General features: G+C 49.0%; 13 protein-coding genes and 1 pseudogene. 3 read left to right on the top strand and 11 right to left on the bottom strand.

What is annotated here, in order from left to right; translation table 11 throughout:
* Positions 1 to 43 precede the first annotated feature (43 nt).
* Positions 44 to 838, bottom strand: coding sequence for a family 16 glycosylhydrolase (locus AC6R1O_RS08665; protein WP_500656867.1), 795 nt, complete (start codon positions 836 to 838; stop codon positions 44 to 46).
* 259 nt (positions 839 to 1,097) lie between these two features.
* Between AC6R1O_RS08665 and cobO the strand changes: the two genes are divergently transcribed.
* Positions 1,098 to 1,709 carry a cob(I)yrinic acid a,c-diamide adenosyltransferase gene (gene cobO / locus AC6R1O_RS08660; RefSeq protein WP_500632267.1) on the top strand — a complete coding sequence of 204 codons (612 nt, stop codon included), beginning with the start codon at positions 1,098 to 1,100 and terminating at the stop codon, positions 1,707 to 1,709.
* A gap of 94 nt (positions 1,710 to 1,803) precedes the next feature.
* Here cobO and AC6R1O_RS08655 read toward each other — a convergent pair whose 3' ends face one another.
* From AC6R1O_RS08655 to apbC, 3 genes are all read right to left on the bottom strand, one after another.
* Complete coding sequence (locus tag AC6R1O_RS08655) at positions 1,804 to 3,975, bottom strand: AsmA family protein (protein ID WP_500656866.1); 2,172 nt, start codon at positions 3,973 to 3,975, stop codon at positions 1,804 to 1,806.
* 139 nt (positions 3,976 to 4,114) lie between these two features.
* Positions 4,115 to 4,756: a uridine kinase gene (gene udk, locus AC6R1O_RS08650; protein WP_334552711.1), complete on the bottom strand. Its 642-nt coding sequence runs from the start codon at positions 4,754 to 4,756 to the stop codon at positions 4,115 to 4,117.
* 198 nt (positions 4,757 to 4,954) lie between these two features.
* Positions 4,955 to 6,028, bottom strand: a complete 1,074-nt coding sequence (gene apbC / locus AC6R1O_RS08645) for an iron-sulfur cluster carrier protein ApbC (RefSeq protein ID WP_500656865.1) — start codon at positions 6,026 to 6,028, stop codon at positions 4,955 to 4,957.
* A 222-nt stretch (positions 6,029 to 6,250) separates the two neighbouring features.
* Here apbC and metG point away from each other — a divergent pair, with 222 nt between their 5' ends.
* The gene (gene metG, locus AC6R1O_RS08640) at positions 6,251 to 8,326 is read left to right on the top strand and encodes a methionine--tRNA ligase (RefSeq protein ID WP_500656864.1); all 2,076 of its coding nucleotides are present in this window, start codon (positions 6,251 to 6,253) and stop codon (positions 8,324 to 8,326) included.
* A gap of 206 nt (positions 8,327 to 8,532) precedes the next feature.
* Complete coding sequence (locus AC6R1O_RS08635; RefSeq protein WP_500656863.1) at positions 8,533 to 9,345, top strand: hypothetical protein; 813 nt, start codon at positions 8,533 to 8,535, stop codon at positions 9,343 to 9,345.
* Positions 9,346 to 9,510: 165 nt separating this feature from the next.
* Here the strand turns inward: AC6R1O_RS08635 and udp are convergent, their stop codons facing one another.
* The 7 genes and pseudogenes from udp to moaA all read right to left on the bottom strand — a co-directional run.
* Positions 9,511 to 10,269, bottom strand: coding sequence for a uridine phosphorylase (udp, locus tag AC6R1O_RS08630; protein WP_334552719.1), 759 nt, complete (start codon positions 10,267 to 10,269; stop codon positions 9,511 to 9,513).
* Between the two features lie 300 nt (positions 10,270 to 10,569).
* Positions 10,570 to 10,986 (bottom strand): CBS domain-containing protein, encoded by a 417-nt coding sequence (locus AC6R1O_RS08625; RefSeq protein ID WP_334552721.1) that lies wholly within the window; start codon positions 10,984 to 10,986, stop codon positions 10,570 to 10,572.
* 423 nt (positions 10,987 to 11,409) lie between these two features.
* Positions 11,410 to 11,868 (bottom strand): molybdopterin synthase catalytic subunit MoaE, encoded by a 459-nt coding sequence (moaE, locus tag AC6R1O_RS08620; protein ID WP_500632938.1) that lies wholly within the window; start codon positions 11,866 to 11,868, stop codon positions 11,410 to 11,412.
* 2 nt (positions 11,869 to 11,870) lie between these two features.
* Positions 11,871 to 12,116 (bottom strand): molybdopterin synthase sulfur carrier subunit, encoded by a 246-nt coding sequence (gene moaD, locus AC6R1O_RS08615; RefSeq protein WP_334552725.1) that lies wholly within the window; start codon positions 12,114 to 12,116, stop codon positions 11,871 to 11,873.
* Positions 12,109 to 12,591 (bottom strand): cyclic pyranopterin monophosphate synthase MoaC, encoded by a 483-nt coding sequence (gene moaC / locus AC6R1O_RS08610; RefSeq protein WP_334552727.1) that lies wholly within the window; start codon positions 12,589 to 12,591, stop codon positions 12,109 to 12,111. Before moaC ends, moaD begins: the two co-directional genes overlap by 8 nt.
* 9 nt (positions 12,592 to 12,600) lie before the next feature.
* Positions 12,601 to 13,113 (bottom strand): molybdenum cofactor biosynthesis protein B, encoded by a 513-nt coding sequence (moaB, locus tag AC6R1O_RS08605; RefSeq protein ID WP_487903400.1) that lies wholly within the window; start codon positions 13,111 to 13,113, stop codon positions 12,601 to 12,603.
* A gap of 91 nt (positions 13,114 to 13,204) precedes the next feature.
* Positions 13,205 to 13,635, bottom strand: a pseudogene (moaA, locus tag AC6R1O_RS08600) (GTP 3',8-cyclase MoaA); the annotation flags it as partial.

Below are 13,635 nucleotides of genomic sequence, written 5' to 3'. Positions count from 1 at the left end.
ACATCAAGACAAAGGGTAAGAATACCGCTTGTCGGCGCCTCAACTACTCGCCACTGGATAAGCGAAGGTGCAACAGACCATTGTCGACAAACGCGTTATCGGGATGAAAGGTAACCAGATTCGATTCAAAGGACCAATCCCCTGCTCCCCAGCGCGTGTGATCGAAACGATCAAAATCATCACGCCACACCTTCTCAAATTGCCCATCTTGATAGCGGTAGTACTCCATCCAGTCCACTTGCTGGGTGAGTGGCAGTTGCTCAGGCTGAAACTTACCCACCCAATCCGCCGCTTCAGAGACCCAAAGGTTCATGCGGTAACTTTGCGGGCTGTCTCGCATGTCTATCACCTGTTGCGAGTCCTTGGCTAATACGCGATGCAACACCTCACCATTGACCAACCAAGTGATTTCATCTGGAGTCCAGATGAGCGTATATTCCTGAAAGGTATTCAGTGGCACGGGATGGAGATGTTCGGAGTGAATCCGCTCGCCAAGGGCGCCTGTGATGAGATTGGTTTGCAGTTGGTTGGGCGCTTTGCCGATCGCCTCGATATCTATCTCACGCCAAGGAATGCCGCCTTGCCAAGATTCATTATCATAGGTGAAAAAAGACGAGACGACGCCGGTCGCAGAGACCAACTTCAACCTCATTACGAACTTGCCAAAGGTGACCTTGTCATGGCTGTATACTTCTGCGCCATAGAGTGGAACAGACGTCGTATTTAACCGCCCAGACTGAACCAAGGTATCTTGATTGGACACGTCAGCTTGTGTGTTAAGTGCGATAAAACTCAGGGCTGCGGCCATCGCGTATCGTTGCCAAGTCGGGTGTATCATCTCTGTGCCTCCTTCTCAAAACACATTTTGGTTATACACCGTGGCTAAGGGGTACAACATTCGTAAATTCAATTTGTTATCCATATCTTGAACAGCGACACTTTTTAGATTGGCGGCATGAAATCTATCCCAGCAGGATGAAACTTCTCCCTCTCAAAATGTGATATCACGCGAGAGAGTAACCACAGTCGATGACGGTTTTTTCCCTTTGCGTTGTCCGCTATGATGGCGAGCAAAGGAATGATCACAAGGTAACGATATGTCAGACCAAGCACCTTCTCACAAAGAGCAAAAACACCAACAGCGTCAACAGAAAGTCAAAGAACAAGTTGATAAGAAAATTGCAGCGGCACAAGAAGAGAAAGGCTTGTTGCTCATCATCACGGGCAACGGCAAAGGCAAATCCACCTCAGGGTTTGGCACAATTGCTCGCGCGGTCGGTCATGGTAAACAGTGTGCTGTCGCGCAGTTTATCAAGGGAACCTGGGAGAACGGCGAACGCAACCTGCTGGAAAAACTCGGCGTCGAGTTTCAAGTGATGGCGACAGGCTTTACATGGGAAACGCAAAACAAAACTACTGATACCGAAGCGGCTCAAGTGGTGTGGAAAGAGTGCCAGCGCATGCTCAAAGACGAATCACTGGATGTGATTCTGTTTGACGAACTCACCTACATGGTGAGCTATGGGTATATTGAACTCGATGAAGTGATCGAGGCACTCGAGCAACGCCCAGCAATGCAATCGGTGATCATCACCGGGCGTGGTGCCCATCGCAGTTTGATTGAGATGGCCGATACCGTCTCAGAAGTGAAAAACATCAAGCACGCCTTTGAATCCGGTGTCAAAGCCCTCAAAGGGGTGGATTGGTAACACGATTTTCCCATTACTGGGATTTAAAAAAGCCTAGCTCATAGCGACAATCGCGAGCTAGGCTTTTTGTTTGTTGCTGTGGTGCGCTGTGAGGTTAGTTGAACAAACCTTTGATCAAACTGTTAACGGCTTCCTTGGTTTTTTCGTCTTTGATTTTCCCGTCTAACTTCTCTAAGCCACGGTCAATCTCTTTCTGCGCTTTTTGCTTCAGTACATCATCAAAAACTAACTTGAACTTAGGCGCATCCCACGAACCGGAGATGTTAATTGGAATCGTGACATCCTTCAGCTCATCGATATCTTTACCACCTTGGCCTTCCAAAGAACCAACCACTGAGGTGCTCACGGTAAAGTTCACTGTCTGCTTGATGTAGTTCGCTCCGCCTTGACCACGGATTCGTAGCAGAGGGGATTGCATGGTGAGATCGTTGGTCGAAACATTGCCTTTGTTAAGGACTAACGTAGCTTTCATCGCACTAAAGTCGGTTTTCTTAACACCCGTTGCGGCTTCCACTTTTTGACCTTTGATCTTGGCGTAGTTTTCACGAATCAACTGCGCAACGTTGATCCCATTGACCGCACCATCGGTGAAACTTATTCCTATCGTGCCAACAAGGTTTTGCTGAATACCACTTGGAGTCAAACTGCTACCTTTAACGTCAACATCAATGTTACCTGTGCCTTCCAACTGATCAGTGTTGGCCACATCCACCAGCAAAGGCTGCACTTTCACGCCGCGAATCTGCTTTTTGGCACTGTAGGTCGCAGGGCTCTTACGCGCATCCAATCGTCCTGTAGCTGTGACGCTACCCTGGTAGAGGTTGGCGGTAAAAGCGCTCAAATCAACCACACCTCGGTCAATCGAGAAGCTTGTGCTCACCTTCTCCATCTTGGCGTTGTTGGCCTTGAACTTATCGATGGTGATGTCACCCTTCACGTCCAAATTGGCCAACGCTGACAAGTCAGGTTCTACTTCTGCACTCGGTTGTTTCGCAGCTGACGTCCCCGCTTGTGACGTGCCTGATTGCGGTGAAGAACTTGACGTCGATTGAGATGAGTCGGAAGGTTCGCCTTGATTTGAGCTGGCTTCGCCTAGTCCAAGAAATTCATCCAAGTCGATGTTTGGACTGTGAAGCGCAAAGCGCACTTTCGCGATTTCGGCCAAGGTGACGTCGGCTTTGCCATCAAATTGCAATGCATTGGCAGTCAGTTTACTCAGCACAAGGCTCAGATGACTCTTAGTGAGATCAAAACGTATGTCCGATAACAAGCCAATAGCCATAGGGGATTGAGGTAGGCTCTCGCCTTGCAACTGACCGTCGAGCGTGAATTGATTCACTTGCACTAGCGTCATCGCTTTATCAACGCTCAGTTTGGCCGCGCCCGTCATATCGATGTCCATATCAGCGGCTTGGCCTTTGATCTCGAAAGTCAACGGATTCACCGCATCAAACTGAAACGTCTCTAACGCCAGCTTAATGGATTCCATTTGGGTGCTTGGGTCACTAAAACGGCTATCTAGGTTGATATTGCGCAGCGCATAATCACGCAACCCGGGGGCTAATTTGAGCTCAAGGTCACCCTTGGTTTCAAACACTTGCTGGTTGTTTTGACCTTTCGCTGCAAACGTCACCGAGCTCCATTGTTCGAAGGCAAACTCAGACAAGTTAAATGCCACATCGAACAGTTTCGTAAAACTACCTGTGCGCAGGTCTTGGATCTCAATAGCGGCATTACTGACGCTCACGCCAGCGAGATTGATGCTCCAAGCGGCCCCAGTTTCTGTTTCGGTGGACGACGGCTCGCTGCTGGTTGAGCTTGCTACGTCCCCTGCCGTACTCTGGGTTTGAGTCGCCGGTTGCGATGAAGATGACGATTGAGTCAAAGCATCCAAATTGGTCGAGCCATCTTTGCGCGTGATCAGTGCGAACTCTGCACCATCGAGGCGAAGTTTTCCAATGTTGAGCTGCTGGCTAAATAGCGGCATGACCGAGACATCAATACCCACTGAATCGACTTTAAACAGATTTTGTTTATCAAACCCGGCTGGGTTTCTCAGTTCAGTTTTACCGAGCTCAAAACCAATCGATGGGAAAAACTGCCAACTGATATCCCCCTCAATGACCAGATCTAAGCCGGTGTGCTTTTTGGCCTGTTCGACAATCAGGGGTTTAAATTGGTTGGGATTGACGAGGGTTACCAATGCAACCACCCCGCCAAGGAGGACCACAACGACGACCGCTATGGCTATGAGTAACTTCTTCATCAGCATTATCCTTGCTAAGTAAGAGACAATTTTAGGTCTTCCCCAAGTATAAGTCGTGATTGAACAAATACTTGTCGCCATAAAAAGAAAGTGGCACTTAAAGTGCCACTTCTCACTAAAAAAATAAACCCCGCTGGGATTATGCTTTCAAAAGTTTTGCAATGTGCGCTTTTAACACATCAATGGCGATACGGTTTTTACCGCCACGAGGCACAATGATGTCCGCATATTGTTTAGAAGGCTCAATGAACTGCATAAACATCGGGCGAACCGTTTTCTGATATTGCTTCAAAACGGAATCCATCGTACGACCACGCTCTTCCACATCACGCTTCACGCGGCGCAGCAAACAGATATCAAGCGGCGTGTCCATAAAGACCGTCGCATGCATCAAATCGCGCAGACGCGGGTCAGTCAGGAGCAGAATGCCTTCAAGGATGATGACTTTCTTTGGGGTTAACGTGGTGGTTTTATCTAAGCGGGTATGCTCAGTGTAACTGTACTCAGGGACTTCCACCGCTTCACCGCGGATCAACTGTTCTAGATGGTCACAAAGCAAGTCATGATCTAGCGCACTTGGGTGGTCATAATTGGTTTTTACACGCTCTTCCATGCTAAGGTGGCTTTGATCGTTGTAGTAGCTATCTTCCGTAATCACACCAATTTGATGATCGCCCACCTTCTCACGCAACTCACGGTAAATCGTACTTGCGATTAAACTTTTCCCAGAAGCAGACGCGCCAGCAATACCGACGATCACACATTGATTATTCTCAGACATTATTCTTGCACTCGATGTTTGAATTGGTGTCATATTCACTAATATTAGCAAGTGTGCAAATAGACGCATGCATATCAGTGTAAATTGGTTAAACCGCCTGATTATAGGGAGAAGCGCGGTTTGTTGCTAGTCACACTTCGCAACAAAACCGCATTTGAAGGGAGAAAAACGCAAGCAATCGATTACACCGAGTGAGGGTTACTCGACCATGGTGAATTGGATTGCCGCAGGGCGCTCTTCACCTTGCCAATACATGCGCGCAGTGATCGCTTCGGCAAGGGTAAGGTAGATTTGACTGTGTTCTGAGTCTAGCCTTGCCGCCACCGTAGGCACGCCTTGATCGATGTCTTCACGCATCGCTATATGCAGCGGCACTTGAGCGAGCAGATCCAACCCATATTCTTGTGCCATTTTCTCTGCGCCGCCTGCGCCAAAGATGTGCTCACGCTCACCACAATGAGAACAGATATGGTAGCTCATGTTCTCGACCAAGCCGACAACCGGCACCTCTACTTTATTGAACATCGCCGCACCTTTACGTGCATCGGCGAGCGCTAAATCTTGCGGTGTGGTGACAATCAAAGCACTGGTGACAGGGATTTGCTGCGCCAGCGTCAGTTGAATATCCCCCGTACCCGGCGGCATATCGACCACTAAATAGTCCAAATCTGGCCATTCGGTCTCATTCAACAGCTGAGCTAACGCCTTAGAGGCCATCGGCCCACGCCAAATCGCGGCTTCGTCTTTGGAGACCAGATAACCGATAGATTGCGTCACGATGCCGTGCGCCTTGATAGGTTGCATCCACTTGTTGTCTCTCACTTGTGGCTTAGCGTCTTGCTGACCAATCATCATCGGCACCGATGGCCCATAAATATCCGCATCCAACAAACCGACGTTGGCACCTGTTGCGGCCAGCGCCAACGCCAAGTTGACCGACGTTGTTGATTTTCCCACACCGCCTTTGGCTGAGGTTACGGCAAGGATATTTTTCACGCCTTTCACTTCCGCGCTCACATGAGTGCTGAGCGGTTTCACATCGATTTGGATAGAATACGGGAAACGCTGGATTTGACCGCGCTCTATCTGACCTTCAATCCAAGTAGTGAGTTCACTAGGCAAAGAGCGCGAAGAAAACGGCAGTCGAATCTGACATTGGTCGGCGGCGACATGAACGAGATGTGGCGTTGAGGCCCAATCGGCCACAAGCTGTGGATGTTGAAACTGATTAAGCCAGTCGCATAGCGCTTGCTTGGAAGTAAACTGCTGCATGAATGCTCCTTGTTATAAGACCCACTGAACTGGCAGAGGGCGCGCAGAAAACACACGCTCTTTGTACAGAAGGATAGCACCGCACATGCTATCACTCCCGAGGTCCTGACAGAACCCTGAAAAAACTGGGTGTTTGAGCAACTAGATACCTTGGAGTCACTGGTGGGATAAGGTAGTATTACCGTCTATTTTTTCCTACACCTTAAGAAGCGAATATTAAGTATGGCAAACGATCCAAGAACCCTTGATCCAAGGAAACTGCTGGTAACTTGTGCCCTTCCGTACGCTAACGGTTCGATTCACCTAGGTCACATGCTTGAGCACATTCAAGCCGATATCTGGGTACGCTACCAACGCCTACGTGGCAACACTGTAAACTTCATCTGTGCTGACGATGCTCACGGCACGCCAATCATGCTAAAAGCACAACAGATGGGGATGACACCAGAAGAGATGATCGCTGCCGTAAGTGAAGAGCACCAAAAAGACTTCGCTGGCTTCGATATTAGCTTTGATAACTACCACAGCACACACTCAGAAGAGAACCGTGAGCTAGCGTCACACATCTACTTAGAGCTAAAGAAAAACGGCTTTATTTCTAGCCGTACCATTTCTCAACTGTTTGACCCTGAGAAAGAGATGTTCCTTCCGGACCGTTTCGTAAAAGGGACCTGTCCGAAGTGTAAATCCGAAGACCAGTACGGTGATAACTGTGACAACTGTGGCGAAACCTACAGCCCAACGGAACTGATTGATCCTAAATCAGCGGTCTCAGGCGCGACGCCCATCATGAAAGATTCTGAGCACTTCTTCTTCGACTTGCCTCAGTTCGAAAGCATGCTGAAAGAGTGGACACGTTCTGGTTCTCTTCAAGCTGAAACCGCCAACAAGATGCAAGAATGGTTTGAGTCAGGCCTGCAGCAGTGGGATATTTCACGTGACGCCCCTTACTTTGGCTTCGAGATCCCAGGTGAAAAAGACAAGTTCTTTTATGTTTGGCTAGATGCGCCAATTGGCTACATGGGCTCGTTCAAAAACCTGTGTGACAAGCGTGATGATCTCGACTTCGACGAGTACTGGAAAAAAGACAGCACAACTGAGCTTTATCACTTTATTGGTAAAGACATTGTTTACTTCCACTCTCTGTTTTGGCCAGCGATGCTTGAAGGCAGCGGTTTCCGCAAACCAGACAACGTATTCGTCCACGGCTACGTAACGGTTAACGGCGCGAAGATGTCTAAGTCTAAAGGCACCTTCATCAAAGCAGCTACTTACCTAGATCACCTAGATCCAGAGTGCCTACGTTACTACTACGCAGCGAAGCTCAACAGCCGCATCGATGACCTCGACCTCAACCTTGACGACTTCACTCAGCGCGTGAACGCTGACGTCGTGAACAAGATTGTTAACCTAGCATCACGTAACGCAGGCTTCATCAGTAAGCGCTTTGACGGCAAGCTTTCAGCACAGTTTGCAGAGCCAGAACTATACAACGAGTTCGCGGCAGCGGCTTCTCGCATCGCAGAGCTTTATGAGAGTCGTGAATTTGGTCGCGCAATCCGCGAAATCACGGCCCTTGCTGACAAAGCAAACCAATACGTCGATGAGAAAGCGCCGTGGGTGATTGCGAAAGAAGAAGGTAAAGACCAAGAGCTGCAAGACATCTGCTCTGTAGGTATCAACCTATTCCGCGTATTGATGACGTACCTAAAACCTGTGATGCCTGCGCTCGCTGCACGCACTGAAGCCTTCCTAAACGAAGAGCTGACATGGGAAGGGGTCGCGTCACCGCTGACCGATCACGAAATCACTAAGTTCAAAGCGCTGTTCAATCGCATTGATCCGAAGAAAGTGGAAGCGATGGTGGAAGCGTCTAAAGAAGACGCGGCAGCCGAAGTGGCAGCGAAGGAAGCAGCAGAAGCGGCGAAGCACCAAGCGAGCCAAACTGAGCTGGATAAAGATCCTATCGCCGATGAGATTGAATTTGATGCATTCGCCGCAGTGGACATGCGTATCGCTCGTATCATCTCTTGCGAAGAAGTGCCAAAAGCCAACAAACTGCTTAAGTTCCAGCTCGATATCGGCGGTGAAACTCGTCAAGTCTTCTCTGGTATTAAGTCTGCTTACAAACCCGAAGAGCTTGAAGGCAAACTCACCGTGATGGTTGCGAACCTTAAGCCGCGTAAGATGAAATTTGGTATGTCGGAAGGCATGATCCTAGCAGCAGGTCCTGGTGGCAGCGAGCTATGGATTCTTGAGCCTCATGAAGGCGCACAGCCAGGTATGCGCGTGATGTAATCACCAGGCTCGTATCACTCATCCCCGCGTGACACCGTCCGCGGGGATTTTTTGTGCCCTCAATCACAATATTAGGGCTTACTTTGCACCAAAACCGTTCAACCCCTTCGCCCTCAAGAATGTAACCTACTGTATTTAAACAACTTATAAGTTGGCACTGTTCCTGCTCTACCCACTTAGTAGTAGGCGAGTACAAGGAGTACGTTATGTTTGTGTTGATCTCAGTGGTTCTATCGATAGCCGTATTGGCTGTCATGCTTTACTTCTCTAAAAAGCGTCAAAGCACTTTAGAGCGCAAGTTTGAAACACTGATCTTGCTGCGACAGGTGATGTTGCTTAGCCGCAAACATCGTAGCGCGACCCACTTGGCGTTAACCAAGGAGGTGACGGATAGTGAGCTGGAAGAAATTGAAGCGCTCTACGATCAAATGGTCGATATCACCAATGGCTTGGTGGCCAATGCACCCTTTGACAACAAACCCATGTACCGAATTTTCCAATTAAAACTCAAAGGCATGCATAAAGAGTGGCAAGACAGAACCGTGATTCGCAACCAAGTCATCCACGGTAAAACCATTCGTCACTGCATGTTCTTGATGGATGAAGTCGCGATTGCATGGTTGATTGAGTCTGAGCGTGAAGATCTCAGTGATGAGTACCACATGAACTGGCAACAAATCCTCGACAGTATGGAAGTGCTGACTCAACTGCGTTTGTGCATTCCAGAAATCGATACTATTGATGGTCGCTTGCGCGTTAAATACTATTGCGACAAAACACGTCGTAAACTTAACCAACTGTCGATTATCAGTCCATTGAGTGTTGCCTCGCCAGCCAGCAGTGCCGCGATGCGTGACCTGACTGAAATCGCCATTAGCGAGGAGCTAGATTGGACAGAAGAAGCCTTGTATGAACTGACCAGTGACGTGTCTGCGGTCATCTCGCAAGTCTATGACCAAGTGTTATCGGACATGACGGAAACACTCTATCTGCCACTTCCTCGAGTAGCGATAGCGTGAACTGCTAGCGATACACGTTTTAGCAAAATCTATTGTTGCCAATCTATTGTAAATAAATAAAACGGCCAGGTGATAAGACCTGGCCGTTTTCATCATTGTTTGCTTAACGCGAATATGCGCTAAAGACTCTGATACTTAGATCATTTTAACTTAGAACATTGTTACTTAGAGCATTTTGCGCGCCGCTTCGACGACAACTTTAATCGAGCGTGCTTCGGTTTCTTTTAGCGTAGAGTGATCAGGGATCTCTTTTTGAGTTCGGTTGATGATGACACCTGCCACACAACCTGCTTTTAGGCCAGAGCTTGCACACATCGTCAATAAGGTCGCTGACTCCATCTCGAAGTTCAGTACGCCCATATCTTGCCACTCTTTCATCGAGCCTTGGAAACGTTTCACCACGCGACCTGAGAAGGTATCGTAACGCTCTTGACCAGGGTAGAAGGTATCACTGGAAGCCGTGACACCCATGTGAACCGTTGCACCTGTCTCTTCTACCGCCGCTTTCATCGCTGTTGCCACATCAAAATCAGCCACCGCTGGGAACTCCATAGGCGCGAAATGCAGACTGGCACCATCGAGACGCACAGAGCCGGTTGAAACAATCATATCGCCAACATTCACATGCGGTTGGATTGCACCAGTGGTACCAACACGTAGGAAGGTACGCACACCACACTGCGCTAACTCTTCAACCGCAATAGAAGTCGATGGGCCACCAATACCGGTTGAACACACAACAACAGGCTTGCCCTCTAATTCAGCGCGGTACAGCGTGTATTCGCGGTGACTGGCGAGAAAGACGGGATTATCCATCTCTTCAGCAATTTTTTGCACACGTGCAGGATCGCCAGGGATGATCGCGAGTGTCGCACCAGCAAGATCATCTTTCGTAACACCAAGGTGGAAAACAGCTTGAGACATAGGGGAGGCTCCTTATAGTGACAGGCTCATCGAATGGGTGGCGGCCTGTTCTTACATTTGTTTAGGTACCCGGCTACTCTAACCAAGTCAGCAGCAATATAGAGTGATTTAGATCACATATAATAGAGCAACAAAACATTCAATTTCACAACAAACCGTTTTGCATCACACTTTAATGCGCAATATCGTCAATTTTGCACATAAAATCGCCGTTTGATCTCACGTTTTCTCATCGCTACGGCCATCACCCCGAGGTCGACAGCGATGCCTCCGAGAGCGAAATAAACGGCGAGACGTAAATTAAACCGGATGCTTAAAGCAATCGTTGATGGTTTTACCGATCGCGCGTAATACATCTCTTCTCGTGATGATCCCAACCAATCGACCATTATCAATGACAGGGTAGACCTTAGGTTTACCGACCTTCATCATATCCGCTAACTCGATAATAGAGGTCTCAGGAGTCACTGAAAGTACCTCCTTGCTCATACAGTCCGATACGATATGGGTATCTTGGCAGTAGTAACTCACCTTGATGAGCTTATCCAACAGGTCTTGGCCCGAGAGAAAACCAATCACTTTTTTGCTCTCGTCAATCACGGGCCCACCGAGATAATTTGAGTTCATCACCTTTTCAAGCGCCGCACTCAACGACATATTGGGGGTAAATGTCACCGCTTGTAACGTCATATAGTCTCTGACCTTTAATGATTCCATCTGCGTCTCCTTGTCCGTGCTCTGGGCGGGTCATACTATATATTGTCGTCTAATTTCTTGATTTCACAAATGGCGCTGCGCATTTTTCCACCGACCCTCAACTTAATGACTAAACTGTAATTAGTGATAGCGATGGAGAGGTATGAGCCCGTGAACTCAACGTTGACTGAATTGATGAAAGTGACCCCCGCGTTGATGCATACGGTGTTTGCCTCTTTGCCTGAGCCGACCTTTTTAATCAGCAAAACGGGCGTCTATGTGGAGGCGTGGGGTGGACGCGATACGACGCGTCACCATGAACCAAGATCATTGCCGGGCTGGACCAGTACCAAGTACTTCCAGCTGACAAAGCGCTGTTCTTTGCCAAAAAACAGCGCCGGGGTACGATTCATCAAATCAATCAGTGGTAGAGCAAGGCATCAACTAAGGTTGTTGCCAGCGCTGTGCGGCTTGCGCATCGGACTCACGCGATTCCACCCAACGCGTATCGGTTGTCGTGCGCTCTTTTTTCCAAAACGGCGCTTGTGTCTTGAGGTAGTCCATCACAAATTCGCACGCTTCAAACGCGGCTTTGCGATGCGCACTCGTTACACCGACAAACACAATTTGATCGCCAATATCAAGATCGCCAATACGATGGATCACACGCACACAATCCAGCGGCCAACGCGCCAATGCGCTGTCGCAAATCTTTTGCAGCGATGACTCCGTCATTCCTGGGTAATGTTCAAGGGTAAGACCGGTCACTTGGTCGCCCAAGTTCATGTCCCTAACCTTGCCGACAAAGGTCACCACTGCGCCAATACTGGCGTCTTGCGCCAACTGACCATACTCCTCACCGACATCAAAATCATCCGCTTGAACAGAGATACGCACCGTCATCGTTAGCCCCCTGTTACTGGCGGGAAAAAGGCCACTTCATCGCCATCTTTCAGCGGATGGGTAAGCGGCACAATTGCTTGATTCACCGCTGCGAGCAGTTTACCCGCTTCGAGTGCGAGAGACCATTTGCCCTCTTGCTGCGCAAGATGCGCACGCAATGACTCTACGGTGTCAAATTGGTCAGGGAGCGTTAATGTATCAACGCCAACCAACTCGCGCGTTTGCGCAAAAAACAATACGTTAATCATAATCCACCTTGAAATGCCCGGATTTTCCGCCCGTTTTCTCCAAAAGCCGCACCGAACCGATCACTATGTCTTTTTGCACCGCTTTACACATGTCGTAGATGGTCAGCGCCGCCACTGAAGCCGCGGTCAATGCTTCCATCTCCACACCGGTTTTGCCGGCGAGCTTGCACACCGACTCGATGCGCACCTGACTCTTTTCGGTCAGCGCTTCCAACTGTACTTCCACTTTGGACAGGAGCAGCGGGTGGCATAACGGAATCAAGTCCCAGGTTTTTTTCGCGGCTTGAATACCGGCAATACGAGCGGTGGCAAACACGTCACCTTTGTGATGCTCTCCAGAGAGAATCAGTTGCAGCGTCTCTGGCGCCATGTGAACAAAAGCTTCAGCGCGCGCCTCGCGCACTGTGTCTGCTTTGCTCGACACATCGACCATATTCGCTTCACCCGAAGCATTGATGTGAGTCAGTTCACTCATGCGATCCCCTTATACCGATAAGTGAGGCATAAAGTTACAAGGACGATGGCTGGCATCCAACTGCTGCTTGATGATCTTAGTCCAGCCTGTGCGACACGCGCCTGTCGAACCCGGCATGGCAAAAATCACGGTGTGATTGGCAAAGCCAGCAATGGCACGTGACTGAATCGTTGAAGTGCCGATTTCTTCAAAAGAGACCATGCGAAATAGCTCGCCAAACCCTTCCACTTCTTTATCAAACAGAGGCTTCAGTGCTTCAGGCGTACTATCGCGAGAAGTAAACCCCGTACCGCCGGTGATCATCACCGCTTGGATTGACTCATCCGCAATCCACTGAGAGACGATGGCACGAATCTTATACATGTCATCAATCACAATTTGTTTATCAACCACTTGGTGTCCTGCCTCTTGAGCTTGCTCGACCAAGTAGCGTCCCGAGGTATCGTTTTCTTCGTTACGGGTATCCGACACGGTTAACACCGCGATTGTCGCCGGTTGAAATTTGCTTTCTGCGTGACCCATTTGTTCACCTTTCACATAATTTACGTTGTTATTTTTTCCATCACGAGTGTCCCCCCGTGATCACAATTTCGCTTTCGTCACTCTGACGTGGCTATCCACCGATAGAGGCTAAATGAGGTGTAGCACCTGAGTTTCCATCATGAAGAAAGTGACTGACGGATTTGGTTTGAAGTGCTTGCTGAATACGCGACGTCAGCGCCGCTTGTTGGCTATCACTTTGGAGCAAATTTCGCAGAACCACCCCCTCTTCGCCAAACAGACATAAGTGCAATTTTCCGATTGCCGAGACTCGTAGACGATTGCAACTTTGGCAAAAATCCTTCTCGTACGGCATGATCAAACCAATTTCACCTTGGTAATCTGGGTGAATAAACACCTGAGCGGGGCCATCGTTACTGGCTCGAGCCTTCAGCAGCCAGCCGTTGGCGATAAGCTGATTGCGAATCGCCACACCGGAGACATGATGTCGTTGAAACAGCTCATCCATCTCACCCGTTTGCATCAGTTCAATGAAACGTAGCT

This window comes from Vibrio sp. R11-SG3-ISO3-SZ (assembly GCF_059834345.1).
Note: the sequence above shows the minus strand (reverse complement) of the source record. Positions and strands in the feature narration are given on the sequence as shown.

Excerpts from the sequence above, each read along its gene's own strand:
- AC6R1O_RS08665 (WP_500656867.1), bottom strand. The coding sequence starts at position 838 with ATGATACACCCGACTTGGCAACGATACGCGATGGCCGCAGCCCTGAGT.
- cobO (WP_500632267.1), top strand. The coding sequence starts at position 1,098 with ATGTCAGACCAAGCACCTTCTCACAAAGAGCAAAAACACCAACAGCGT.
- AC6R1O_RS08655 (WP_500656866.1), bottom strand. The coding sequence starts at position 3,975 with ATGAAGAAGTTACTCATAGCCATAGCGGTCGTCGTTGTGGTCCTCCTT.
- udk (WP_334552711.1), bottom strand. The coding sequence starts at position 4,756 with ATGTCTGAGAATAATCAATGTGTGATCGTCGGTATTGCTGGCGCGTCT.
- apbC (WP_500656865.1), bottom strand. The coding sequence starts at position 6,028 with ATGCAGCAGTTTACTTCCAAGCAAGCGCTATGCGACTGGCTTAATCAG.
- metG (WP_500656864.1), top strand. The coding sequence starts at position 6,251 with ATGGCAAACGATCCAAGAACCCTTGATCCAAGGAAACTGCTGGTAACT.
- AC6R1O_RS08635 (WP_500656863.1), top strand. The coding sequence starts at position 8,533 with ATGTTTGTGTTGATCTCAGTGGTTCTATCGATAGCCGTATTGGCTGTC.
- udp (WP_334552719.1), bottom strand. The coding sequence starts at position 10,269 with ATGTCTCAAGCTGTTTTCCACCTTGGTGTTACGAAAGATGATCTTGCT.
- AC6R1O_RS08625 (WP_334552721.1), bottom strand. The coding sequence starts at position 10,986 with ATGGAATCATTAAAGGTCAGAGACTATATGACGTTACAAGCGGTGACA.
- moaE (WP_500632938.1), bottom strand. The coding sequence starts at position 11,868 with ATGACGGTGCGTATCTCTGTTCAAGCGGATGATTTTGATGTCGGTGAG.
- moaD (WP_334552725.1), bottom strand. The coding sequence starts at position 12,116 with ATGATTAACGTATTGTTTTTTGCGCAAACGCGCGAGTTGGTTGGCGTT.
- moaC (WP_334552727.1), bottom strand. The coding sequence starts at position 12,591 with ATGAGTGAACTGACTCACATCAATGCTTCGGGTGAAGCGAATATGGTC.
- moaB (WP_487903400.1), bottom strand. The coding sequence starts at position 13,113 with ATGGGTCACGCAGAAAGCAAATTTCAACCGGCGACAATCGCGGTGTTA.